The sequence below is a fragment of the Pseudomonas sp. SD17-1 genome (assembly GCF_029201585.1).
Classification (GTDB): domain Bacteria; phylum Pseudomonadota; class Gammaproteobacteria; order Pseudomonadales; family Pseudomonadaceae; genus Aquipseudomonas; species Aquipseudomonas palmensis.
The window spans coordinates 3,391,235-3,414,777 of record NZ_CP104044.1 but is presented as its reverse complement, the minus strand read 5'-3'; the positions used below and the strand labels follow the sequence as shown (position 1 = coordinate 3,414,777).

At 66.1% G+C, this 23,543-nt stretch carries 20 protein-coding genes and 1 pseudogene; 11 read left to right on the top strand and 10 right to left on the bottom strand.

From position 1 onward, the window contains the following. Positions 1–73: 73 nt before the first annotated feature. The gene (locus N0B28_RS15490; protein ID WP_043860192.1) at positions 74–760 is read right to left on the bottom strand and encodes a hypothetical protein; all 687 of its coding nucleotides are present in this window, start codon (positions 758–760) and stop codon (positions 74–76) included. A 36-nt stretch (positions 761–796) separates the two neighbouring features. Next, a complete protein-coding gene (locus tag N0B28_RS15485; RefSeq protein ID WP_078480214.1) occupies positions 797–1,750 on the bottom strand; it encodes a LysR family transcriptional regulator in 954 nt (317 codons plus the stop codon). A gap of 117 nt (positions 1,751–1,867) precedes the next feature. Here N0B28_RS15485 and N0B28_RS15480 point away from each other — a divergent pair, with 117 nt between their 5' ends. The 3 genes from N0B28_RS15480 to N0B28_RS15470 all read left to right on the top strand — a co-directional run bounded on the left by N0B28_RS15480 (position 1,868) and on the right by N0B28_RS15470 (position 6,292). After that, on the top strand, positions 1,868–3,082 hold the full coding sequence (locus N0B28_RS15480) for an MFS transporter (RefSeq protein WP_116054556.1): 1,215 nt from the start codon (positions 1,868–1,870) through the stop codon (positions 3,080–3,082). 54 nt (positions 3,083–3,136) lie between these two features. After that, positions 3,137–5,497 (top strand): DNA polymerase II, encoded by a 2,361-nt coding sequence (locus tag N0B28_RS15475; protein ID WP_275727309.1) that lies wholly within the window; start codon positions 3,137–3,139, stop codon positions 5,495–5,497. A gap of 243 nt (positions 5,498–5,740) precedes the next feature. Then, positions 5,741–6,292 carry a DUF4174 domain-containing protein gene (locus tag N0B28_RS15470; RefSeq protein ID WP_043860195.1) on the top strand — a complete coding sequence of 184 codons (552 nt, stop codon included), beginning with the start codon at positions 5,741–5,743 and terminating at the stop codon, positions 6,290–6,292. 79 nt (positions 6,293–6,371) lie between these two features. Here the strand turns inward: N0B28_RS15470 and N0B28_RS15465 are convergent, their stop codons facing one another. Then, the gene (locus N0B28_RS15465) at positions 6,372–6,818 is read right to left on the bottom strand and encodes a GNAT family N-acetyltransferase (protein ID WP_275727305.1); all 447 of its coding nucleotides are present in this window, start codon (positions 6,816–6,818) and stop codon (positions 6,372–6,374) included. Positions 6,819–7,056: 238 nt separating this feature from the next. On the opposite strand from N0B28_RS15465, the gene N0B28_RS15460 reads away from it, so the two are divergent. Then, the gene (locus N0B28_RS15460) at positions 7,057–9,279 is read left to right on the top strand and encodes a TonB-dependent receptor (RefSeq protein WP_054916065.1); all 2,223 of its coding nucleotides are present in this window, start codon (positions 7,057–7,059) and stop codon (positions 9,277–9,279) included. A gap of 922 nt (positions 9,280–10,201) precedes the next feature. Here N0B28_RS15460 and N0B28_RS15455 read toward each other — a convergent pair. Next, positions 10,202–11,083 carry a LysR family transcriptional regulator gene (locus N0B28_RS15455; protein WP_275727301.1) on the bottom strand — a complete coding sequence of 294 codons (882 nt, stop codon included), beginning with the start codon at positions 11,081–11,083 and terminating at the stop codon, positions 10,202–10,204. Between the two features lie 120 nt (positions 11,084–11,203). Here N0B28_RS15455 and N0B28_RS15450 point away from each other — a divergent pair, with 120 nt between their 5' ends. Further along, on the top strand, positions 11,204–11,812 hold the full coding sequence (locus N0B28_RS15450; protein ID WP_275727299.1) for a LysE family translocator: 609 nt from the start codon (positions 11,204–11,206) through the stop codon (positions 11,810–11,812). Here N0B28_RS15450 and N0B28_RS15445 read toward each other — a convergent pair. After that, a complete protein-coding gene (locus N0B28_RS15445) occupies positions 11,809–11,979 on the bottom strand; it encodes a DUF6026 family protein (protein WP_221181553.1) in 171 nt (56 codons plus the stop codon). The two genes, N0B28_RS15450 and N0B28_RS15445, sit on opposite strands and share 4 nt — an antisense overlap. Positions 11,980–12,176: 197 nt before the next feature. On the opposite strand from N0B28_RS15445, the gene gnd reads away from it, so the two are divergent. The 5 genes and pseudogenes from gnd (at position 12,177) to nudC (ending at position 18,270) form a co-directional block, all read left to right on the top strand. Beyond that, a complete protein-coding gene (gene gnd, locus N0B28_RS15440; protein ID WP_043862637.1) occupies positions 12,177–13,157 on the top strand; it encodes a phosphogluconate dehydrogenase (NAD(+)-dependent, decarboxylating) in 981 nt (326 codons plus the stop codon). Continuing rightward, positions 13,154–14,653 carry a glucose-6-phosphate dehydrogenase gene (zwf, locus tag N0B28_RS15435; RefSeq protein ID WP_054915455.1) on the top strand — a complete coding sequence of 500 codons (1,500 nt, stop codon included), beginning with the start codon at positions 13,154–13,156 and terminating at the stop codon, positions 14,651–14,653. Before gnd ends, zwf begins: the two co-directional genes overlap by 4 nt. A gap of 10 nt (positions 14,654–14,663) precedes the next feature. Then, positions 14,664–16,462 (top strand): annotated as a pseudogene (locus N0B28_RS15430) (glycoside hydrolase family 15 protein). Positions 16,463–16,596: 134 nt separating this feature from the next. Beyond that, on the top strand, positions 16,597–17,409 hold the full coding sequence (locus N0B28_RS15425) for a crotonase/enoyl-CoA hydratase family protein (protein WP_043859926.1): 813 nt from the start codon (positions 16,597–16,599) through the stop codon (positions 17,407–17,409). 30 nt (positions 17,410–17,439) lie between these two features. Then, positions 17,440–18,270 carry an NAD(+) diphosphatase gene (nudC, locus tag N0B28_RS15420; RefSeq protein ID WP_236176856.1) on the top strand — a complete coding sequence of 277 codons (831 nt, stop codon included), beginning with the start codon at positions 17,440–17,442 and terminating at the stop codon, positions 18,268–18,270. On the opposite strand, the gene N0B28_RS15415 is transcribed toward nudC, so the two are convergent. The 5 genes from N0B28_RS15415 to N0B28_RS15395 form a co-directional block, all read right to left on the bottom strand. Continuing rightward, positions 18,238–19,017: a TSUP family transporter gene (locus tag N0B28_RS15415; protein WP_043859924.1), complete on the bottom strand. Its 780-nt coding sequence runs from the start codon at positions 19,015–19,017 to the stop codon at positions 18,238–18,240. The two genes, nudC and N0B28_RS15415, sit on opposite strands and share 33 nt — an antisense overlap. Positions 19,018–19,183: 166 nt before the next feature. Then, positions 19,184–19,951, bottom strand: a complete 768-nt coding sequence (locus N0B28_RS15410) for an SDR family oxidoreductase (RefSeq protein WP_043859923.1) — start codon at positions 19,949–19,951, stop codon at positions 19,184–19,186. 28 nt (positions 19,952–19,979) lie between these two features. Then, positions 19,980–21,047, bottom strand: a complete 1,068-nt coding sequence (locus N0B28_RS15405) for a phosphotransferase family protein (protein WP_275727284.1) — start codon at positions 21,045–21,047, stop codon at positions 19,980–19,982. A gap of 178 nt (positions 21,048–21,225) precedes the next feature. Beyond that, positions 21,226–21,543, bottom strand: a complete 318-nt coding sequence (locus N0B28_RS15400; protein WP_043859921.1) for an SCP2 sterol-binding domain-containing protein — start codon at positions 21,541–21,543, stop codon at positions 21,226–21,228. Between the two features lie 55 nt (positions 21,544–21,598). Beyond that, a complete protein-coding gene (locus N0B28_RS15395) occupies positions 21,599–22,309 on the bottom strand; it encodes a histidine phosphatase family protein (RefSeq protein WP_043859920.1) in 711 nt (236 codons plus the stop codon). A gap of 197 nt (positions 22,310–22,506) precedes the next feature. On the opposite strand from N0B28_RS15395, the gene sohB reads away from it, so the two are divergent. Next, positions 22,507–23,523 (top strand): protease SohB, encoded by a 1,017-nt coding sequence (gene sohB / locus N0B28_RS15390; RefSeq protein ID WP_054915449.1) that lies wholly within the window; start codon positions 22,507–22,509, stop codon positions 23,521–23,523. Positions 23,524–23,543: the final 20 nt, after the last annotated feature.

Genomic DNA, 23,543 nt, shown 5'->3' with positions numbered 1-23,543 from the left:
GCTTGGGGTCGGTTGCACAGGATGCCAGAGCCGTGGGCGCTTGCCTTGTACGATCTTGCGGTGCCCGCGTACTTCAGCGCTGGCTGGTGAGGCGTCGCTGCGCCGGCAGGCAGCCATTGATGTCGACGGCCTTCTGGTAGTAGGTAAGGCGCTGGCCCGGGTCGATGGTGCCCAGCAGGCGGTAGACCTCGGCCTGGAAGTCACGCTGGCGCCCCCACTGCATGTTCAGCCCCTGGGGCTGCTGGCGATTGCATTCCAGGCGCACCGCCGGCTGCGGGTAATAGGGGGCGTACAGGGTGTTGTTCAGCGGTATGCGTTCCAGCGCCTGGCGGTAGTCGGCGCTGTCGCTGAAGGCCGGGCACCAGGTGGTGATGCCCAGGGCGGCCGGGGCGAAGCCCTGGCGAATGCTGGCTTCGAGCAGCGGGCAGGCGGACCTGGCGATGTCGTTCTGCGGCAGGTAGGTGATGTAGAACAGCGCCAGGCGGTACTGCGCCACCGGGTGGTCGAGTTCGGCCGCCTTGCGCAGCAGCGCCACCGCCGGTTCCAGGATGCGCCCCAGCGCCTCGACCTCGCCGATCAGCTCCTGGTCGCCGGGCTCGGGGGTCAGTGGCAGGGCACGGCTGCGTGCATCGGCCTGCTCCAGAAACGGCAGGGCCTGGCGGTACAGCAGGTCGGCGTGGGGGTCGATGCGCACCTCATCGGCCAGGGCCAGGGCGGGCAGCAGACAGAGCAGGCTGATGTAGCGACAGGCAGAAAACACGTTAACGTTCCATCCGCGAAAAAAGGGCAGCGCTGGTCATGTCGGTATCCGGCTATCCATGGTTGGGTGGGGCTCCTGGGTCGGCATTCTAGCGGTTGGCGGCACCGGGGCAAACAGCCGTTGCTCCATGAAGTCGATGAATACCCGCAGCTTGGGCGACATCTGTCGCCCCGATGGCCACAACAGGTACAGACAACCGCCGTGGTCCAGGTGTTCATCCAGTACCGTCACCAATTCGCCGCGTTCCAGTTGCTGGGTGATGGTGAAGTCCGGCAGGCAGGCGATACCGTGGCCGCGCATGGCAAAGCAGATGCGTGTTTCCAGGTGGTTGCACACCATCGACACCGGCACCTCGTGGTCGGCGCCGTTGTCGGCGCGGCGCAGTGGCCAGCGCTGGAGTTTGCCGGTGGTCAGGAAGCGGTAGTGCAGCCCGGCGTGACGGGCCAGCTCGCGGGGATGGCGCGGTGTGCCGTGCTCGGCGAAGTAGGCCGGCGAGCCCACCAGCACATGCCGGAAGTCGCCCAGGCGGCGGGCATTGAGACGCGAATCGGAGGGTTCGCCGGCCCGCAATACCACGTCGAAACCTTCGCCGACGATATCCACCATGCGGTCGCTGAAGTCCAGGTCCAGTTCGATCTGCGGGTACTGCCCGATGAAGTCGCTGAGCAGCGGCACGATCATGCTGCTGACCTGGGGCAGGCTCACCCGCAGCTTGCCGCGCGGGGCCTGGCTGGCCTGGGACAGCTCGGCTTCGGTGGCTTCGATTTCGGCCAGGATGCGCCGGCTGCGCTCCAGAAACAGCGCGCCCTCGGCAGTGAGGGTGATGCTGCGGGTGCTGCGGTGGAACAGGCGTACCGCCAGCCGGCTCTCCAGCCGCGCCACGCGCTTGCCCACCGCCGAGGCGCTGACCCCCAGGGCCTTGCCGGCGGCCACGAAACTGCGGGTTTCGGCCACTTTCACAAACACCACGAAGCCGCTGAGGCTGTCCATGGTCGTTCTCCGATTGCGGACAGGTGTGTCCGGATTGTGCGGAATTCTACCCGTCTTTTTCCGCAGTGGCGGGAAGGATTACCGTGCAGTCACTTTTTTATTTCAGGAGTTTGCACCATGTCCCAGAGCAGTTGCCCGGCCCAGGCCGCAGCAGGGGTGGAGGCCGAACCGGCGTTCCCGTTGTCCGGCCTGCTGGCGTTGTCGATGGCCGGCTTTATCGCGATTCTCACCGAGACCCTGCCGGCCGGCCTGCTGGGGCACATCGCCAGCGGCCTGCAGGTCAGCGAGGCGATGGCCGGGCAACTGGTCACGGCCTATGCGCTGGGCTCGCTGCTGGCGGCGATCCCGCTGGTGACCCTGACCCAGGGCTGGCGCCGACGCAGGGTGCTGATGCTGGCGGTGCTCGGCTTCGGCGTGTTCAACACGGTGACGGCGGTGTCCGAGCACTACAGCCTGACCCTGGCGGCGCGCTTCATGTGCGGGGTGGCGGCCGGCCTTGCGTGGGGCGTGATCGCCGGGTACGCACGGCGCATGGTCAGCGTGAGCCAGCAGGGTCGGGCGATGGCGGTGGCCATGATCGGCGCGCCCCTGGCGCTGTCGCTGGGGGTGCCGGCGGGCACCTGGCTGGGCGACCTGCTGGGCTGGCGCAGCACCTTCGTGCTGGTGTCGCTGGCGACCCTGGTGCTGATGGGCTGGGTGCTGCTCAGCGTGCCGGACTTCGACGGCCTGCCGGCCGGCCGGCGTGCCGCCATCGGCCAGGTGCTGGCCACCCCCGGGGTGAGCGCGGTGCTGGCGGTGATCTTCACCTGGGTGCTGGCGCACAACGTGCTGTACACCTACATCGTGCCGTTTCTGCAGGCCGGCGGCATGGCCGGCAGCACCGGCCCGGTACTGCTGCTGTTCGGCTGCGCCGCGCTGGTGGGGATTGGCGTGGTGGGCGTGCTGATCGACCGCCACCTGCGCCGGCTGGTGCTGGGCAGCCTGGTCGGTTTCGGCGTGGCGTCGGTGCTGCTGGGCCTGGCTACCGGTGCGCCGCTGCTGGTGTACTTCAGTGTGGCGCTGTGGGGCCTGAGCTTCGGCGGCGCCGGCACCCTGCTGCAGACCGCCAGTGCCGATGCGGCGGGCGAGGGCGCGGACGTGGCGCAGTCGATGATCGTCACCGTGTGGAACCTGGCCATCGCCGTGGCCGGGCTGGTGGGCGGCGTGCTGCTGAGCCACTGGGGCGTGCAGAGTTTCCCGTGGCTGCTGCTGGCGCTGGTGGGGCTGGCGTTGACCCTGACCCTGCGTTCGCACCGGCACGGTTTTCCGCTGGGGCGGCGCAATGCCGGGTAAGCCCGGCACTATCAGGTAGAATCGGCGCATTGACAGGGGTACGAGGTTGCAGCGGTGGAGGTTCAACAGGGCTTTGTCCTGACCCGGCACTGGCGGGATACGCCAGAGGGCACATGCGTGGAGTTCTGGCTGGCGACCGACCAGGGCCCGCGCCAGTTGCGCCTGCCCGTGCAGACGTCGGTGGCGTTCGTCGCCGCCACCCAGCGTGCCCATGTCGAGGCGGTGCTGCGCACCGAACGCGACGTCGAGCTGCGCGAGCTGGCGCTGTGCGACTTCCGCCACCGACCGGTGCTGGGCCTGTACTGCCGCCAGCATCGCCAGCTGATGCAGCTGGAAAAACGCCTGCGCGCCGCGGGCGTCGACCTGCTGGAAGCCGACATCCGCCCGCCCGAGCGCTACCTGATGGAGCGCTTCATCACTGCCCCGGTGACGTTCAGCGGCCGCCCCGATGCCGACGGCCTGCTACTCGACGCCCAGCTCAAGCCGGCCCCGGACTACCGGCCGAACCTGCGCCTGGTGTCGCTGGACATCGAGACCACCGAGCGCGGCGAGCTGTATTCGATTGCCCTGGAAGGTTGTGGCCAGCGCCAGGTGTACATGCTCGGCCCGGCCAACGGCGACGCCAATGGCGTGGACTTCGACCTGGAGTACTGCGCCAGCCGTGCCCAGCTGCTGGAGCGCCTGAACGACTGGATGGCCCGGCACGACCCCGACGCGATCATCGGCTGGAACCTGGTGCAGTTCGACCTGCGCGTGCTGCACGCCCATGCCCAGCAGTTGCAGGTGCCGCTGCGCCTGGGGCGCGGCGGCGAGGTGATGGAGTGGCGCGAGCACGGCAGCCGCACGCACTTTTTTGCCGCCGCTGCCGGGCGCCTGATCATCGACGGCATCGAGGCGCTGCGGTCGGCGACCTGGAGCTTCCCCTCGTTCAGCCTGGAGAACGTCGCCCAGACCCTGCTCGGCGAAGGCAAGGCCATCGATACGCCGTACCAGCGCATGGACGAAATCAACCGCATGTTCGCCGAGGACAAGCCGGCCCTGGCGCGCTACAACCTCAAGGACTGCGAGCTGGTCACGCGCATCTTCGCCAGGACCGAGCTGCTGACCTTTCTGCTCGAACGCGCCACGGTCACCGGCCTGCCGGCCGACCGCAGCGGCGGTTCGGTGGCGGCGTTCTGTCACCTGTACATACCGCTGATGCACCGCCAGGGCTTCGTCGCCCCAAGCCTGGGCGGGCGCCCGGACGAGGCCAGCCCCGGCGGCTTCGTGATGGATTCGCGCCCCGGCCTGTACGAGTCGGTGCTGGTGCTGGACTACAAGAGCCTGTACCCGTCGATCATCCGCACCTTCCTGATCGACCCCATCGGCCTGGTCGAGGGCCTGCGCGAACCGGATGACGAACACTCGGTGCCGGGTTTTCGCGGCGCACGCTTCTCGCGCACACGGCATTGCCTGCCGGCCATCGTCGAGCGCGTGTGGCAGGGCCGCGAGCAGGCCAAGCGCGAACACAATGCGCCGCTGTCGCAGGCGCTGAAGATCATCATGAACGCCTTCTACGGGGTGCTTGGTTCCAGTGGCTGCCGCTTTTTCGACCCGCGCCTGGCGTCGTCGATCACAATGCGCGGGCACGCGATCATGCGCCGCACCCGCGAGCTGATCGAGGCCCAGGGCTACACGGTGATCTACGGCGATACCGACTCGACCTTCGTGTGGCTCAAGCGGGCCCATGACGAGGCGCAGGCGGGGGAGATCGGGCGTGCCCTGGTGCAGCAGGTCAACCAGTGGTGGCGCGAGCACCTGCGCGATGAGTACGGCCTGGACAGTGCGCTGGAGCTGCAGTACGAAACCCACTACAAGCGCTTTCTGATGCCCACCATCCGCGGTGCCGAGGAGGGCAGCAAGAAGCGCTATGCGGGCCTGGTACACCGCGAGGGCGGGCCCGACGAGATGGTCTACAAGGGCCTGGAGGCCGTGCGCACCGACTGGTCGCCGCTGGCCCAGCACTTTCAGCAGGAGCTGTACCAGCGCATTTTCGAGCGCAGGCCGCACCAGGCCTATGTGAAGGACTACGTGCAGCGCACCCTGGCCGGCGAGCTGGACGATCAGCTGGTCTACCGCAAACGCCTGCGCCGGCCCCTGGACGACTACCAGCGCAACGTGCCGCCGCATGTGCGGGCGGCGCGCATGGCCGACGAGTTCAACGACAGCCAGGGGCGGCCACGCCAGTACCAGAATGGCGGGTGGATCAGCTACGTGATGACCCTGGCCGGGCCCGAGCCTTTGGAAAACCGGCGCAACGGCATCGACTACGAGCATTACCTGACCCGGCAGCTGCAGCCGGTGGCCGATGCGATACTGCCGTTTGTGGGGGATGACTTCAGCACCCTGATCGATCGGCAGATGGGGTTGTTCTGACGGGGCTGTTGCGCCCCTGCACACCACCATTGAGCGAACCTGCAGGAGCCGGCCTGGCCGGCGAAGGGGCCAGTGGCCCGACACATCCCTGACCTTCAGCTATCCTCTGCACATGCACAGCTACCCTTGAAACCGAAAGTTACTTTTGTAAACGTCCACACACGCGGGCAGTCGTTTAGGCTCGCTCGGATCTTTCGCTTTGATCTGTAGTCTTTGGTGCATGGAAACAAGAAGGAGATGCACATGCTTGTTCGGTCACTGACCTTCGCCACCCTGCTGGCAGTCGCCAGCCCGCTGCTCGCCGACGACGCGCCCCTGGCCGTTGACCTGGGCAAGTCCAGACCCCTGATCGTGATTGCCCCCAGCACCGCCGACCCGACCTTGCGCACCCTGAACGAGGCCCTCAAGGACCCGGCGACCAAGAGCAAGTTCGAGGAGCGCAACCTGGTGCTCTACAGCGTGGCGGGCATGGTCGGCAAGCGTGACGACAAGAACCTCGAGCAGCAGACCACCATGGCACTGATTCGCGAACTCAGCCTGGGCGCGCGCAAGGGCACCCAGGTGGTGCTGGTGGGCAAGGACGGCGAGAAGCACATCATCGAGCATGACGGCACGGTGGAGCCGGAGCAGATCTTCGCGGCGGTCGACCAGTTGCCGGCCAGCGAAAAGGCCATTGTGGCGCCGACGGTCGCAGCGCCCGCCGCCGAGCCTGCGCCAGAGGGCAAGCCGGGCAAGCATGCCAAACCGGCCAAGCCCGCCAAGCCGGCTGCGCCGCCCAAGCCGCTGGAAGACTGAGACACCCCTTCGCCGGCAAGGCCGGCGCCTACAGGTTCAGCGCTACGCCTGTAGACGTCGGCCTTGCCGGCCAGGCACTTCAGTCGCCCAGCCGCTTCTCCATGAACACCCGCCGAAGCCCCGCCTGCACGGCCCTGTGGGTTTCGCGATAACCCAGCCGCTCATACAGCCCCAGGTTTTCGCTCATCGCTTCATTGGTGTACAACCGCACCACCTCCAGCCCCAACTGCCGGGCCCGCGCTTCGGCATGCGCCATCAGTTGTCGCCCCAGCCCGCGGCCCTGAGCGGCCGGGCTTACCGCGACATTGTCGAGCAACAGGCCATCGGCCTGGGCGATCAGCACCAGCACACCGAGCACCTGACCCTGCTCTTCGAATACCTCGACCCGACCCTGGGCGATCAGCGCGGCGTAATCCTCCAGCATCGGCCCCGGCCTGGCACCGATGCGTGGAATGTACAGCGCATAGGCAGCCTCGATCAGTGCCTGTACAGGTGCAACGTCGTGGGCGGTGGCGGGGCGGATCATCGGCAGGCTCCTGGTGGGTGGCAGCAAGCGCCTACCTTAAATCAAGGCGTTGTCGCAGGGCAGCATTTTGCCGGTGAACAGGCCCTGATGCCTGGCACACAACCCACTGCTGCCTCACTGTTGCCTGGCCAGCAGTACACTCGCTGTTTATCCATAAAACTCATATAAATCAAGTACATGTCTCATTGGCACGCCGCTTGCGATAGTCCGCTTACCCTGACTCATCGGAACCCCAGCCATGCCTGCCCCTACCGCCTATCTACCCCTTGCCCTGGCCATTGCCGCCACGTTGCACGGCGCCGCTGCGCTTGCCGCCGCACCGCCCGCCGACGCCTTGCCCACCGTCACCGTGACCGCGCAGAAGCGCGAAGAATCGGTACAGGACGTACCCTCGGCGATCTCGGTGGTCAGTGACCGCCAGATCGACCGCAGTGGCGGCGGCTTCAGTGCCGGCAAGGCCCTGCAGAACGTGCCCAACGCCATCGCCCCCGAGTTCGCCGGGCACCAGCGCCCGCGCTGGTACATCCGCGGCATGGGCTCGGGCGACATGGCCTCGACCACCGTGTACCCGGTGGGCATCTATACCGATGACGTGTACATCGACCCGCACGTGGCCACCGGCTTCCCGCTCTACGACATGGAGCGCGTCGAGGTGCTGCGCGGCCCGCAAGGCACGCTGTGGGGCAAGAACACCACCGGTGGCGCGATCAACTTCGTGTCGCGCAAGCCAAGCTTCGAAGACGGCGCCAACGGCTACTTCAAGCTCGACCTGGGCAACTACAATTCGCGCCTGTACGAAGGTGCCTACGGCGATACCCTGGTCAAGGACCGCCTGGCCGCGCGGGTGGCGTTCATCGACCAGAGCAGCGACGGCCAGCTCAAGAACGAGGTCGATGGCCATACCGCCGGCGACATCCACGACCAGGCCCTGCGCCTGCAACTGCTGGCCCAGGTCAACGACGACCTGCAGGCCACCCTGCAGCTGCACGCCCGTGACTACAAGGGGCAAGGTATCGTGGCCCGCGCCTGGGGTGCCGGGCCGGGCGGCAGCACGCTGTTCGGGCCCGCGCCCAAGCCTGCCTCCGACAAGGTCGCCTTCACCGGCAAGGCCGATGACCGCATCGAGCACAACGGCCTGCAACTGGCGCTCAAGTGGGACCTTGGCGAGCTGCAACTGGACTCGATCACCGCCTTCGACGACGTGCACGAAAAGGCCCAGAGCCCGAACATGAGCATCTACGAGTTCGGCCGTGGCTATAACGACGACCGCTGGAAGCAGGTATCGCAGGAGCTGCGCCTGTCGTCGGCGAAGAACCAGCCGGTGAGCTGGATCGTCGGCACCCACCTGTTCCACGAACAGCTCGACAGCCACAACAGCAACGCGCTGTTCCCCGAAGCCTACAACCAGGCCTTCGGCGTGGCCGACTTCGGGCGTACCGACATCGACCAGAAGACCGACAGCTTCGCGCTGTTTGGCAGCAGCACCTGGCAGGCCACCGACGACCTGAGCTTCACCGCCGGCCTGCGCTGGACCCGCGAAACCAAGGACATCGACCTGCGCCGGGTGGCCGCGCCGGATGCTGCCAGTGTCGACTTCAGCAACCGCAACGACTGGTGGAAGCATTACAGCGGGCCGCTGGCGACCACGGTGGTGCAGGACGAGAAGCGCACCTGGAACAAGCTGACCTACGACTTCACCCCCGAATACCAGCTCAACGACAACGCGCGGGTGTACTTTCGTTATGCCAAGGGCTTTCGTTCCGGCGGCTTCAGCGGCGGGGCGCAGGTGCAGGCCGAGGCCTCGGTGGTGGCGCCGGAGAACGTCGACGCCTACGAACTGGGGGTCAAGAGCGAGTGGTTCGACGAGCGCCTGATCGCCAACGCCAACGTGTTCTACTACGACTATTCGGACATCCAGGTGAACGCGGTGTCGGTGCGCAACGGGCAGGTGGTGTCGCTGCTGACCAACAGCGGCCAGGGCGTGATACGCGGTGCCGAGTTCGAGTTGCAGGCGCTGCCCTTGGCCAACCTGGAACTGCATGGCTCGCTGGGGCTGCTGCATACCGAGTTGCAGGACTTCGAATCGGGGGGTGTGGACTACTCGGGCAACCGCATTGCACGTTCGCCGTCGCGCACGCTGGCGGTGGGGGGCAGTTATCGCATTGCGCTGGAGAACGGCGACGACATCACCCTGGGCACCGACTGGCGCTACCAGAGCCGGATCTTCTTTCTGCCCACCGCGCAGGCCGACCACAGCGTGTCGCAGGGTGGCTACACATTGGGCAATGCCAGCGCCACGTACCATGTGGGCGGGCAGTATGACCTGGACTTCACCGCCTACGTGAACAACCTCACCGACAAGCAGTACAAGACCGACAGCGTGCCGCTGCCGTTCGATGTGGCGTGGGATGCGCGGGGGGATCGCAGGACCTTCGGGGTGAGTGCCACGACGCGGTTCTGAGGTCGCTCTTGCGGGCCTCTTCGCCGGCAGGTACACCCGCAATCGCTCGATGCTCTCGCGCCACGCACTGCCCACCGGCCATACCAGGTAGTAGGCATCTCCCGTTGCCACCGCCTGTTCGAACTGAGGTCGGGCTTGAGGGCCTTATCGCGGGTCAAGCCCGCTCCCACAGGTACAGCGCCGTTCTCGAAACCAGCGCCGTACCTGTGGGAGCGGGCTTGACCCGCGAAGTTTTTCAGGCCGGCAACTGCCCCAGCAGGTACACCCGTAGCCGCTCGATGCTCTTGCGCCACGCATTGCCTACCGGCCACACCAGGTAGTAGGCATCCCCCGTTGCCACCGCCTGCTCGAACTGAGGTCGGGCTTGAGGGCCTTATCGCGGGTCAAGCCCGCTCCCACAGGTACAGCGCCGTTCTCGAAACCAGCGCCGTACCTGTGGGAGCGGGCTTGCCCCGCGAAGTTTTTCAGGCCGGCAACTGCCCCAGCAGGTACACCCGTAGCCGCTCGATGCTCTCGCGCCACGCACTGCCCACCGGCCACACCAGGTAGTAGGCATCCCCCGTTGCCATCGCCTGTTCGAACTGAGGTCGGGCTTGAGGGCCTTATCGCGGGTCAAGCCCGCTCCCACAGGTACAGCGCCGTTCTCGAAACCAGCGCCGTACCTGTGGGAGCGGGCTTGACCCGCGAAGTTTTTCAGGCCGGCAACTACCCCAGCAGGTACACCCGTAGCCGCTCGATACTCTCGCGCCACGCACTGCCCACCGGCCACACCAGGTAGTAGGCATCTCCCGTTGCCACCGCCTGTTCGAACTGAGGTCGGGCTTGAGGGCCTTGTCGCGGGTCAAGCCCGCTCCCACAGGTACAGCGCCGTTCTCGAAACCAGCGCCGTACCTGTGGGAGCGGGCTTGACCCGCGAAGTTTTTCAGGCCGGCAACTGCCCCAGCAGGTACACCCGTAGCCGCTCGATGCTCTCGCGCCACGCACTGCCCACCGGCCACACCAGGTAGTAGGCATCTCCCGTTGCCACCGCCTGCTCGAACGGCAACGCCAGCCGCCCGGCGCGGACATCGTCGCTCACCAGCGCCAGGTCGCCGATCGACACGCCATGCCCGGCCATGGCCGCCGCAATCCCTTGCTCCAGCGTATCGAACAGCGTGCCGCGCTGCAGGTCGAGCTGCTCGAGCAGGCCCGCCCCGCGCAGCCAGCGCTGCCAGTCCCGCCGGTCATTGGACGGGTGCAGCAACGCCACCCCGGCCAGCCGCTGCGCATCCCACACGCCTTCCCCCAGCAACCCCGGCGCACAGATCGGGATCAATCGCTCATCGAACAGCTTGCACACCTCGACCTGCCCACCGAACTGCCCATTGCCCAGCAGCACCGCGCAGTCGTAGGGCTCGCTGGCAAAATCCACGCTGTCGACGTCCATCCACACGCTTGCCAGCTGCACGGTGTCGGCCTGGGCGTAACGCTGGATGCAGCCCAGCAGCCAGCGCATGGTCAGGGTGGAGGGCGCCTTCAGGCGCAGGTGGCGCGAAGCGCTGCGAAACGGCTGGCAGGCCTGTTCGATCAGGGCAAAGCCGGCCCCCAGTTGCTCGGCCAGGCGCCGCCCGGCATCGGTGAGGCGCAGGCGCGGGCCGTGGCGCTCGAACAGGCGGCAACCGAACTGGGCTTCCAGGGTGCGGATATGGCGGCTGATGGCGCTCTGGGTCAGCGCCAGCTCTTCCCCGGCGCGGGTGAACGAACAGGTGCGCGCCGCCACTTCAAAGGCGCGCAGTGCATACAACGGGGGCAGACGTTCAACCATGCCAGGGGTAGTCCATGATGAGTATTTGTCGTAGTAGGGCAGAGCATTTTGCGTTTTTCAAGGGCCATGCAGCTGCGCACACTCTGCACCTGACCTGCATTGACGACAAAGGAGCCTCTTTTGAACACCACGCTGCTGTTAGCCTACCTGGGCACTGTACTCATTCTGATCGCCACCCCTGGGCCGGTGGTGGCGCTGGTGGTCGGCACCAGCGGGCGTTCGGGCACCGGGGCGGCCATACGCACGGCGCTGGGGGCCAATGCCGCCTCCCTGGTGCTGGTGGCCGCCGCTGCGCTGATCCTGGCCGGCAGCCTGGCACTCAGCCCGATGGTTCTCAATGCGGTGGCGCTGGTGGGGTGCGTGTTCATGGCCTGGCTGGGGCTGGGGGCGCTGCGTGCGCCAGCCGTGGAGGATGCGCCGCCGCCCAGGGCAAGTGGCTGGTGGCACGGCTTTGCGGTGGGTATCGCCAACCCCAAGGACATTCTGTTCTTCGTGGCGTTCTTCCCGCAGTTCATCCACGTCACGGCCTCGTTCGGCACCAGCATCGGGGTGCTGGCGGCGTTGTGGCTGGTGGTCGACCTGGGGGTGCTGGCGCTGTACATCGCGCTGATGCGCGGCGCCCTGGCGCAGCGGCACCGGGCGCTGGTGGCCCGGCTGTCGGGGCTGGTGCTGTTGCTGGTGGCGGTGGCCGGCGCTGTGTATTCGGCGCGGGCGCTGCTGGCCGCCTAGAGGGTGACTACAGCCTTGTCGCTGCCCTGGGCCTGTTGCAACAGCAGGCTCAGCTGCGCCACCTGACGCTGCAACTGGTCGCGTTCTTCCTTGAGGCGGCGCAGTTCGTCGCGGCGCACGCTCACGTAAAGGGTCTGGGGTGGGCTCGCTGACATCAAGGTTCCCATTGCACACCTCGCAATTGGTTTGGTACATGGTTTGAGCGTAGACGCTCGATCGGCCGCGATTCTGAATTCTTTTTCCTGTCATGGGAACTTTTTTGTTTATCGCTGTCGTGCCGTTGGTCGATGAAACCAACCCGGGCCTGCCTGGACTAACCTTGAAGGCCTGAGCAGGCTTTCTACACTTTACGGAGCATCGGCACATGCAACTGGGAATCGTGGGGCTGGGCCGCATGGGCGGCAATATTGCAAGGCGCCTGATGCGCGAGGGGCACCACACCGTGGTGCATGACCGCAACGCGCCCGCCATCGATACGCTGGTGGCCGAGGGCGCCACAGGCGCCGCCGACCTGGCCGCACTGGTGCAGCAACTGGACGCGCCGCGCGCGGTCTGGGTGATGCTGCCGGCGGGCGAGGCCACCGAGCAGACCATCGCGCAACTGGCCGACCTGCTGGAAGCGGACGATGTGATCATCGACGGCGGCAATACCTTCTACAAGGACGACATCCGCCGCGCCCAGCACCTGGCCGAGCGCCAGTTGCACTACGTGGACGTCGGCACCTCCGGTGGCGTGTGGGGCCTTGAGCGCGGCTACTGCATGATGATCGGCGGCGAGCAGGCGATTTTCGAACGCCTCGAGCCGCTGTTCGCCACCCTGGCACCGGGTGAGGGTGACATTCCACGTACCCGTGGCCGAACCGGCCCCAGCGAGCGCGCCGAAAAGGGCTATATCCATGCCGGGCCACCCGGCGCCGGGCATTTCGTCAAGATGATCCACAACGGCATCGAGTACGGCCTGATGCAGGCCTATGCCGAGGGCTTCGACATTCTCAAGACCAAGGCCAGCGAGAGCCTGCCGGCCGACCAGCGCTTCGACCTCAACCTGCCCGAAATCGCCGAAGTGTGGCGCCGCGGCAGCGTGGTCACCTCGTGGCTGCTGGACCTGACCGCCGATGCACTGGTGGCCGACCCGCAGTTGGGCAGCTACAGCGGCTCGGTGTCCGACAGCGGCGAAGGGCGCTGGACCATCGATGCGGCGGTGGAGCAGGCGGTGCCGGTACCGGTGTTGTCCAGCGCACTGTTCGCGCGCTTTCGTTCACGCCAGCAGCAGGGCACCTACGGTGACAAGCTGCTGTCGGCGATGCGCTTCGGTTTTGGTGGCCATGTCGAGAAGCCCGAATGAGTGAACATGACGTCGAAGCGGCACCAGCCTGTACCCTGTTCCTGTTTGGCGCCAATGGCGACCTGGTCAAACGCCTGCTGATGCCGGCGCTGTACAACCTGCACCGCGACGGCCTGCTGGACAAAGGCATGCGCATCGTCGGGGTCGACCACAACCCGGCCACCGACGGCGAATTCGCCGAGCGCCTGGAAACCTTCATGCGTGAACGCGACCAGGGCGAGGGCGCCACCCGGTGCCTGGACGACAAGCTGTGGAAGCGCCTGGCCAAGGGCATCGGCTACCTCACCGGCGACTTCATGGAGCCCTCCACCTACCAGGCCATCGCCGAGCGCATCGACAAGGGGCGCACCGGCAACGCGATCTTCTACCTGGCCACCTCGCCGCGTTTTTTCAGCGGCGTGGTGCAGCAACTGGGGGCGGCCGGGCTGCTGGACGAGGCCAACGGCTTTCGTCGGGTGGTGGTGGAGAAGCCCTTCGGTTCGGACCTGGCCAGCGCCGAGGCGCTGAACGCCTGCCTGCTCAAGGTGATGAGCGAAAAGCAGATCTACCGCATCGATCACTACCTGGGCAAGGAGACGGTACAGAACATCCTGGTCAGCCGTTTTTCCAACGGCCTGTTCGAGGCGTTCTGGAACAACCACTACATCGATCACGTGCAGATCACCGCTGCCGAGACGGTGGGCGTGGAAACCCGTGGCGCCTTCTACGACACCACCGGGGCACTGCGCGACATGGTGCCCAACCACCTGTTCCAGCTGCTGGCGATGGTGGCGATGGAGCCGCCCGCCGCCTTTGGCGCGGACGCGGTGCGCAGTGAAAAGGCCAAGGTGATCGGCGCGATTCGCCCGTGGTCCAAGGCCATGGCCCTGAAGAACTCGGTGCGCGGGCAGTACACCGCCGGCAAGCAGGGGCGCAAGAAGCTGGCCGGCTACCGCGAAGAGCCACGGGTCGACCCCGACAGCCAGACCGAAACCTACGTGGCGCTCAAGGTGATGATCGACAACTGGCGCTGGGTGGGCGTGCCGTTCTACCTGCGCACCGGCAAGCGCATGAGCGTGCGTGACACCGAGATCGCCATCTGCTTCAAGCCGGCGCCCTATGCGCAGTTTCGCGACAGCGACGCCGAGCGGCCCAAGCCCAACTACCTGAAGATCCAGATCCAGCCCAACGAAGGCATGTGGTTCGACCTGCAGGCCAAGCGCCCGGGGCCGACCCTGGCCATGGAGAACGTCGAGCTGGGTTTTGCCTACAAGGACTTCTTCAAGATGCAGCCCTCCACGGGCTACGAGACCCTGATCTACGACTGCCTGACGGGCGACCAGACGCTGTTCCAGCGTGCCGACAACATCGAGAACGGCTGGCGTGCGGTGCAGCCGTTCCTGGACGCCTGGGCGCAGGGCGGCGAGGTGCAGCCGTATGCGGCCGGGGAAGACGGGCCGCAGGCGGCCGACGAACTGCTGGCCCGCGATCGGCGGGTCTGGCACAGCATTGGTTGACGGGAGGTTCATGACGGGCGCCATCGAAGACTACGCACTACTGGGCAATTGCCGCAGCGCAGCACTGGTGGGCCGTGACGGCTCGCTGGACTGGCTGTGCTTTCCACGCTTCGACTCGCCGGCCTGCTTTGCCGCGCTGCTGGGCGACGAAGAAAACGGGCGCTGGCAGATCGCGCCGCGTGAAGCGCCGCTGGAGGTAACCCGCGAGTACCAGCAGGACACCCTGATCCTGCACACCACCTTCGTGACTGCCAGCGGCCGTGCGCGCCTGATCGACTGCATGCCGCTGGACGACGCGCACCACAGCGTGCTGCGCATCGTCGAGGGGCTGGAGGGCGAGGTGGCCTTCGACATGGACCTGGTGATGCGCTTCGATTATGGCAGCAGCGTGCCCTGGGTCGAGAAGCTCGACCCGCTGACCCTGACCGCCTGGCCGGGCCGGACCGCCTGACCCTGCGCAGCACGGTAAGCACCCACGCACGCGATCACCATACCGGCAGCCGCTTCAGCGTGAAGGCCGGGCAGCGCCATACCTTCAGCCTGAGCCACCAGCCATCGCACCTGCCGTTGCAGCCGGCCTTCGAGCCGGAGCAGGCGCTGCTGGACACCGCGCACAAGTGGCGCGAGTTTGCTGCGCGCTGCCCGCAGGTGGGCGAGCACACGGCGCGGGTCAAGCGCTCGCTGATCACCCTCAAGGCGCTGACCTATGCACCCACCGGCGGCATCGTGGCCGCGGCCACCACCTCGCTGCCGGAGCACCTGGGTGGCGAGCGCAATTGGGATTACCGCTACTGCTGGCTGCGTGATGCCACCATGACCTTGCTGGCGTTCATGAACCTGGGCTACTTCGAGGAGGCCCAGGCCTGGCGCGAATGGCTGCTGCGCTCGGTGGCGGGCAACCCCGAGCAGATGCAGATCATGTACGGCCTGGCCGGCGAGCGCCGGCTGCCGGAGTACGAGTTGCCCTGGCTGGCCGGCTATGCCGGTTCGCAGCCGGTGCGGGTGGGCAATGCCGCGGCGGTGCAGCACCAGCTGGACATCTATGGCGAGGTGGCCGATGCGCTGTGCCAGGCGATGCGTGGCGGCCTGCCGCGCTTGCCGCGCAGTGCGGCGATCGGGCGGGTGATCATGCCGTACCTGGAGACCATCTGGCGCCAGCCCGACGAGGGCATCTGGGAGGTGCGCGGGCCGCAGCAGCATTTCACCCACTCCAAGGTGATGGCCTGGGTGGCGTTCGATCGGGCGGCCAGCCTGAGCGAGCCGACCGAGGAGGGCAAGGCCCAGGCTGCGCACTACCGCGAGGTGGCCGCGCAGATCCATCGCCAGGTGTGCGAGCAGGGCGTCGATGCGCAGCTGGGCTGTTTTGTGCAGGCCTATGGCTCGCAGGAGATGGACGCGAGCCTGCTGCAGATTGCCCTGACCGGTTTTCTGCCTGCCGACGACCCGAGGTTTCTGGCAACCCTGGCGCAGATCGAGAAGCGCCTGCTGCATGACGGGCTGGTGCGCCGCTACGACAGCGACAGCGGCTGCGATGGGCTGGCGCCGGGGGAGGGTACGTTTCTGGTGTGCTCGTTCTGGCTGGCGGACGTGTACGTGCTGCTGGGGCGTCAGCAAGAGGCCCAGGCGTTGTTCGAGCGCCTGTGCGGGCTGTGCAACGATGTGGGGCTGCTGGCCGAGCAGTACGACCCGCAAGGTGGTCGCATGCTGGGCAATTTCCCGCAGGCCTTCAGCCATATCGGCATCATCAACACGGCGCTGAACCTGCACCGGGCGCAGTGTCCGGTGCGCGACAGGGCCCGCTGCGGGTGACTGCGGCGGCCGCTTCGCCGGCAAGGCCGGCTCCTGCAGTGCAGGAGCAACAGCCCAGCCTTTGGCACAAGCGCCGCCTACGGTCTGCGATATAGTCCAGCCACCTCATCCCGCGTCAGCCCAAGGAGTGCCACGTGACCGACTACACCGCGTTCAAGGTCGAACTGTCGAACAGCATCGCCCACGTCCAGATCAACCGCCCGGAAAAGATCAACGCCATGAATGCCGCGTTCTGGAGCGAGATCGTCGAGATCTTCCAGTGGATCGACGAGACCGACGCGGTGCGCGTGGTGGTGATCAGCGGCGCTGGCAAGCATTTTTCTTCCGGCATAGACCTGATGCTGCTGGCCTCGGTGGCCAACGAAATGGGCAAGGACGTAGGCCGCAACGCGCGCCTGCTGCGGCGCAAGATCCTGCAGATGCAGGCCTCGTTCAACGCCGTGGATACCTGCCGCAAGCCGGTGCTGGCAGCCATCCAGGGCTACTGCCTGGGCGGCGCGATCGACCTGATCGCCGCCTGCGACATGCGCTACGCGGCTGCCGATGCGCAGTTCTCGATCAAGGAAATCGACATGGGCATGGCCGCCGACGTCGGCACCCTGCAGCGCCTGCCACGCATCATCGGCGACGGCATGCTGCGCGAGCTGGCCTACACCGGGCGCACTGTCGGCGCCGACGAGGCGCGCCAGATCGGCCTGGTCAACCGCACCTTCGACGATCAGGCCAGCCTGCTGGACGGGGTTTTTGCGATTGCCGCCGAGATCGCGGGCAAATCCCCGATTGCCGTGGCCGGCACCAAGGAGATGCTCAGCTACATGCGCGATCACCGCATCGACGACGGGCTGGAATACATTGCCACCTGGAACGCTGCCATGTTGCAATCCACCGACCTGCGGGTGGCGATGGCCGCCAGCATGAGCAAACAGAAACCGCAGTTCGACGACTGAGCCCGGTCGCGAACCCTCAAGGAACGCAACATGTCAGCGCGCTGGACCACTGCAGTACTGGACCCCAACACCCCCGGCGGCCTGGCCGTCGCCCACTGTGCCGAGGGCTTTCTGGTGGACGCCAACGGCGCGCTGTTCCCGCGGGACTGGCTCAGGCGCCAGGACCTGGACGTGGTGTGCGAGCACGGCATCGGCCACTTCGACGGCCAGCCGGTGTTTCTGCTCGAACTGCGCTCGGCACAGGCGCCGCAGGGCTGCAGCTGGCGCGGCCTGCGCCAGTTCATGCTGGAAGGCGATTCCGATACCTACACCCTCCTCGGTTATGCCGCGCAGATCGCCACCTGGGCCCGCGAGCACCGCTTTTGCGGCAGTTGCGGGCAGGCGATGGTGCAGATCCAGTGGGAGCGCGCGATGTACTGCGCCGGCTGCGAGCTGCGCAGCTACCCGCGCATTTCGCCGAGCATGATCGTGCTGATCACCCGTGGCGACGAGATACTGCTGGCGCGCTCGCCACGCTTCGTGACCGGCGTGTACAGCACCCTGGCCGGGTTTGCCGAGCCGGGCGAGTCGGCCGAGGACTGCCTGGTGCGCGAGGTGCGTGAAGAGGTGGCGCTGGAGGTGAAGAACCTCCAGTACGTGGGCAGCCAGTGCTGGCCGTTCCCGCATTCGATGATGCTGGGCTTTCATGCCGAATACGCCGGCGGCGAGATCGTGATGCAGCCCGACGAGATCGAGGATGCCCAGTGGTTCAGCGTGCATGCGCTGCCGCCGTTGCCGGCGGGCCGCTCGATTGCGCGTTACCTGATCGACCTGTACGTGGCGCGCCGCCTAGGCCTGGCCGAACCAGTGCTGCCACGCTAGGCGCACGGTCAGGGCCAGCACCACGGTGATGAACACCGGGCGGATGAACTTGCTGCCGCCGCTGATGGCGGTGCGTGCGCCGAAGAACGCGCCGACCATCAGCGACGAGCCCATGGCCAGGCCCACCGCCCAGTCTACCTGGCCGGAGAAGATGAACACCGACAGTGCTGCGGCGTTGCTCACGAAGTTCATGCTGCGCGCCACGCCACTGGCCTTGACCAGGTCGATGGGGTAGAGCAGCAGGGTGCTGACGGTCCAGAACGCGCCTGTGCCCGGGCCGGCCACGCCGTCATAGAAACCCAGGGTCAGGCCCTGGGGCAGTTGCCACTTCTTCTTGATCGGCGCATCGGCGTCCAGCGGCGCCTTGGGCGTGCCGCCGAACAGCAGGTAAACACCGCAGGCGAACACCACCACCGGGAGCATCTTGTTCAGCCATTCGGCCGGCAGGTAGTGGGCAACGATGGCGCCGATGAAGGCCCCTACCAGGGTACCGACCAGGGCATGTCGCCACTGTGCGGGGTGGAACAGCTTGCGCCGGTAGTAGGTGAAGCCGGCGGTGGCCGAGCCGAAGGTGGAGCTGAGCTTGTTGGTGCCCAGCACCAGGTGCGGCGGCATGCCGGCGGTGAGCAGGGCGGGGGTGGTGAGCAGGCCGCCGCCGCCGGCGATGGCGTCGATGAACCCGGCCACGAAGGCCACGGCGGCAAGAATGGCTAGGGTGGTGAGATCTACGCTGAGTTCGAAGGGCATGGTGTTGGGCTTATTCGACTGGGGCGCAGAACGGTAAAGCTGCGCCTGAGGGGCGCTATGGTAAAGGAGATGGTGCGTGCCTGTCAGGGCCCTATCGCGGGTCAAGCCCGCTCCCACAGAAATAGCGGTGATCCTTGTGGGAGCGGGCTTGACCCGCTTTGCGGTATCAGGACAGGAACCCCCCATCCACATTCAACGCCGTACCGGTGGTGTAGCTGGACGCATCGCTGGCCAGGTACAGCACCGCGCCCGCCATCTCCTTCGGATCGGCCACGCGCTTGAGCGGGATCTGCTGCAGCGCCGTGTTCAGGATCGCTTCGTTCTTGACCAGCGCCGAGGCGAACCTGGTGTCGGTCAGCCCCGGCAGCAGCGCATTGCAGCGGATGCCAAAGGGGGCGCATTCCTTGGCGAACACCTTGGTCATGTTGATCACCGCCGCCTTGGTCACCGAGTAGATCCCCTGGAACACCCCCGGCGATACGCCATTGATCGACGCCACGTTGATGATGCTGCCGCCGCCGTTTTCGCGCATCAGCTTGCCGGCCTCGACCGACATGAAGAAATAGCCGCGGATGTTCACGTCGACGGTCTTCTGGAAGGCGCTCAGGTCGGTGTCCAGCACGTTGCAGAACTGCGGGTTGGTGGCGGCGTTGTTGACCAGGATGTCCAGGCGCCCGAACTGCTCGCGAATGCCGGCGAACACCGCGCCGATCTGTTCCATCTCGCCAATGTGGCAGGCCACCGCCGTGGCCTTGCCGCCGGCGGCGATGATCGCGTCGGCCACGTGCTGGCAGCCGTCGAGCTTGCGGCTGGACACGATCACGTGGGCACCCTGCTGGGCCAGCAGGTGGGCAATCGCCTCGCCGATGCCGCGGCTGGCGCCGGACACGAAGGCGATCTTGCCGTCGAGGTCGAACAACTGGGTCTTGGACATGGGGCGGGTTCCTTGTAGTTGTAGGGCGTCAGAGCGTGGATTTGCCGATGACCTGCAGGCTCATGTGCTCCAGCAGCTTGTTCATGTGCACGAACTGGGCGAAGCGCTTGTCCTGGGTCTGGCCATGGAAGAAGCGGTAGTAGATCTGCTGCACGATGCCGGCCAGGCGGAACAGGCCGTAGGTGTAGTAGAAGTCGAAGTTGTCGATCTGCAGCCCGGCACGTTCGGCGTAGTAGTCGACGAACTGGCGCCGGGTGAGCATGCCCGGTGCGTTGCTCGGCTGGCGACGCATCAGCTGCACGGGCGCAGGGTCGCCGGCTTCGATCCAGTAGGCCAGGGTATTGCCCAGGTCCATCAGCGGGTCGCCGAGGGTGGTCATTTCCCAGTCCAGCACGCCGATGATGCGCATGGGGTTGTCGGCGTCGAGGATCACGTTGTCGAAGCGGTAGTCGTTGTGCACGATGGCGGGGCGTGGGTGGTCGGCCGGCATCTTCTCGCGCAACCAGGCGATCACCGCTTCCCAGCGCGGTGCATCCGGGGTCAGGGCCTTTTCATAACGTGCGCTCCAGCCTTCGATCTGGCGCTGCACATAGCCTTCGGGCTTGCCCAGGTCGGCCAGGCCGCAGGCGGTGTAGTCCACCTGGTGCAGCTCGACCAGGCGGTCGATGAAGCTCTTGCACAGGGCTTCGGTGCGCTGGCTGTCCAGGCCCAGCTCGGGGGGCAGGTCCGAGCGCAGGATGATGCCCTTGACCCGGTCCATCACGTAGAACTCGCCGCCGATCAGCGATTCGTCGGTGCAGTGCACGTAGGCCTTGGGGCAATAGGGGAAGCCGCTGTTGAGCTGGTTGAGGATGCGAAACTCGCGGCCCATGTCGTGGGCCGACCTGGCCTTTTGCCCGAACGGCGGGCGGCGCAGCACGAACTCGCGGTCCGGGTAGCTGAGCAGGTAGGTGAGGTTGGACGCGCCACCGGGGAACTGGCTGATCACCGGCGTGCCGCTCAGGCCTGGAATGCTGGCCTTGAGATAAGGGTCGATGAGGGCAGCATCGAGTTCTTCGCCGGGGCGAACCTGGGTCGACTGGTCGGTGAGCGTCATGCTTTTCCCTTATTCTGAAAGTCGCTGATTATTGTTTAATCTAATTCTCGTGGATAAACCGAACAAGTGTTTGACTGTGTTATAGGCCAGCGTGTTGCACCACGATCACCACCCCTGATGCCGGGCGAAAAAAAACCGAAGCACAAGGCTTCGGTTCTGGTCGGCATCAGCGCAAGGCTCAGGCCGGGAACAGCTCGCTGAGTTTCATCGACAGCATCATGTCGCCTTCGACGCGCAGCTTGCCGCCCATGAAGGCCTGCATGCCGTCGGTTTCGCCGCTGACGATGCCCTTGAGGGTTTCGCTGTCCAGCACCAGGGTGCAGTTGGCGTCAGGATTTTCGCCTTCCTGCAGGTCGCAGGTGCCGTCCTTGACGATCAGCGAGAAGTGCTTGTCTTCGTCGGTGATGTTGAAGCCGAACACCAGGTCCAGGCCGGCAGCGGCGGCAGGGTTGAACTTCTCTTGCATGGCTTGAACGGCTTTAGCTACGTCGGTCATGGTGTATTCCTTATTAAGTGATGTAAGCGACCCTGGGGCCGCAACAGGCCGGTGCTCATCGGTAGGTGATGAGCGCCGGCACCCTCAGCAACTGCACGTGGGCCTGGTTGTTGAAGGAAGCTAGCGCCACCTCGCGGCCACGAAACTTCAGCTGGCTGAGCGAGGTGTTGACGATCTGCCAGTTCAGCGCGAACGCCTGGCTGGGGGTGATGCCGGTGATCAGGTGGAGCAGGGCGGTGATGGTGCCGCCGGAGGTGAAGATGGCAATGTTGTCGCCTTGCCCGGCCTCGCGCAGCAGGCGTTGCAGGCCGTCGTGCACCTGCTCGACGAAGCCCTGCCAGCTTTGCAGGCCGTCGACATCGTGCTCGCCGCCGTGCCAGCGCTGCACCAGCAGGGCGAACAGGCGCTGGAACTCGCTGCGGTTGTCGCGGGCATTGCGCAGGATGTGCAGCGCCTCGGGCTCGTCCGGCAGCAGGCCGGGCAGCAGCGCGCGGATGACGGCGTCGGCGTCGAATTCGTTGAAGGCAGGGTCGGTTTCCAGGCTGGGTACCGCGCTGCCGGCAGCCTGCAGGCGGGCCAGGGCCAGGCGTGCGGTGTGCTGCTGGCGGCGCAGGTCGCCGGCCACGCAGCGATCCAGGCGCAGGCCCAGCTGGGCGAGGTGATCGCCCAGTGCTTCGCTCTGGGCAATGCCGGTCGGCGACAACACGTCGTAGTCGTCGGCACCAAAGGAGGCCTGGCCATGTCGAATGAGGTAGATGCTGCCCACGTCGTATGCCTGGAGTGAAGGTTCTGGCGAGGGTAGGTGGCCGATGGCGGCCTGTCAACGAAAAAACATACAAGCGTTTGAAAAGGTCGTTTGAACTGCGTTTCGGGGCGTTGCCCACGCTGGTGGAGGCGTGGCCGCGCCGGTATGCTTGGGCCACGTTTGGCGCCGTACGGGCGCAGACATGTTAAGGAGCTACTGTGGATTTTCTTGCTGAATACGCCAGCTTTCTGGCCAAGACCGCGACCCTGGTGATCGCGCTCCTGGTGGTGTTGTCGGCCATTGCCGGGTTGCGCGGCAAGGGCCGGCGCAAGGCCGGGGGGCAGTTGCATGTGACTCGCCTCAACGATTTCTACAAGGACCTGCGCGAGCGCCTGGAGTCGGGTCTGCTCGACAAGGCCCAGCTCAAGGCCCTGCGCAAGCAGCAGGCCAAGCGCGACAAGCAGCAGAAGAAAAAGCCCGAGGACAAGCCGCGGGTGTTCGTGCTGGATTTCGACGGCGACATCAAGGCCTCGGCCACCGAGAGCCTGCGCAATGAAATCACCGCGCTGCTGACCCTCGCCACGCCCAAGGACGAAGTGGTACTGCGCCTTGAAAGCGGTGGCGGCATGGTGCACAGCTATGGCCTGGCCTCCTCGCAGCTGGCGCGTATCCGCCAGGCCGGCGTGCCGTTGACGGTGTGCATCGACAAGGTGGCGGCCAGCGGCGGCTACATGATGGCCTGCATCGGTGACAGGATCGTCAGTGCGCCCTTCGCCATTCTGGGCTCCATCGGGGTGGTGGCGCAGTTGCCCAACGTCAACCGCCTGCTGAAAAAGCACGATGTAGACTTCGAGGTGTTCACGGCGGGTGAGTACAAGCGCACCGTGACCGTGTTTGGCGAAAACACCGAGAAGGGCCGCGAGAAGTTCCAGGAAGACCTGGACGTGACTCATCAGCTGTTCAAGGATTTCGTCTCGCGTTACCGCCCGCAGTTGCACATCGATGAGGTGGCCACCGGCGAGGTCTGGCTGGGTGTGGCGGCATTGAACAAGCAACTGGTGGACGAGCTGCGCACCAGTGACGAATACCTGAGCGAACGCGCTCGCGATTCGAACCTGTATCACCTGCATTTTGCCGAACGCAAGAGCCTGCAGGAGCGCGTTGGCCTGGCTGCCAGCGCCTCCATCGAGAACACCCTGGTGGGCTTGTGGAGCCGTCTGGGCCGCTGGCGCTGAGCAATATGTAGCACTTCACC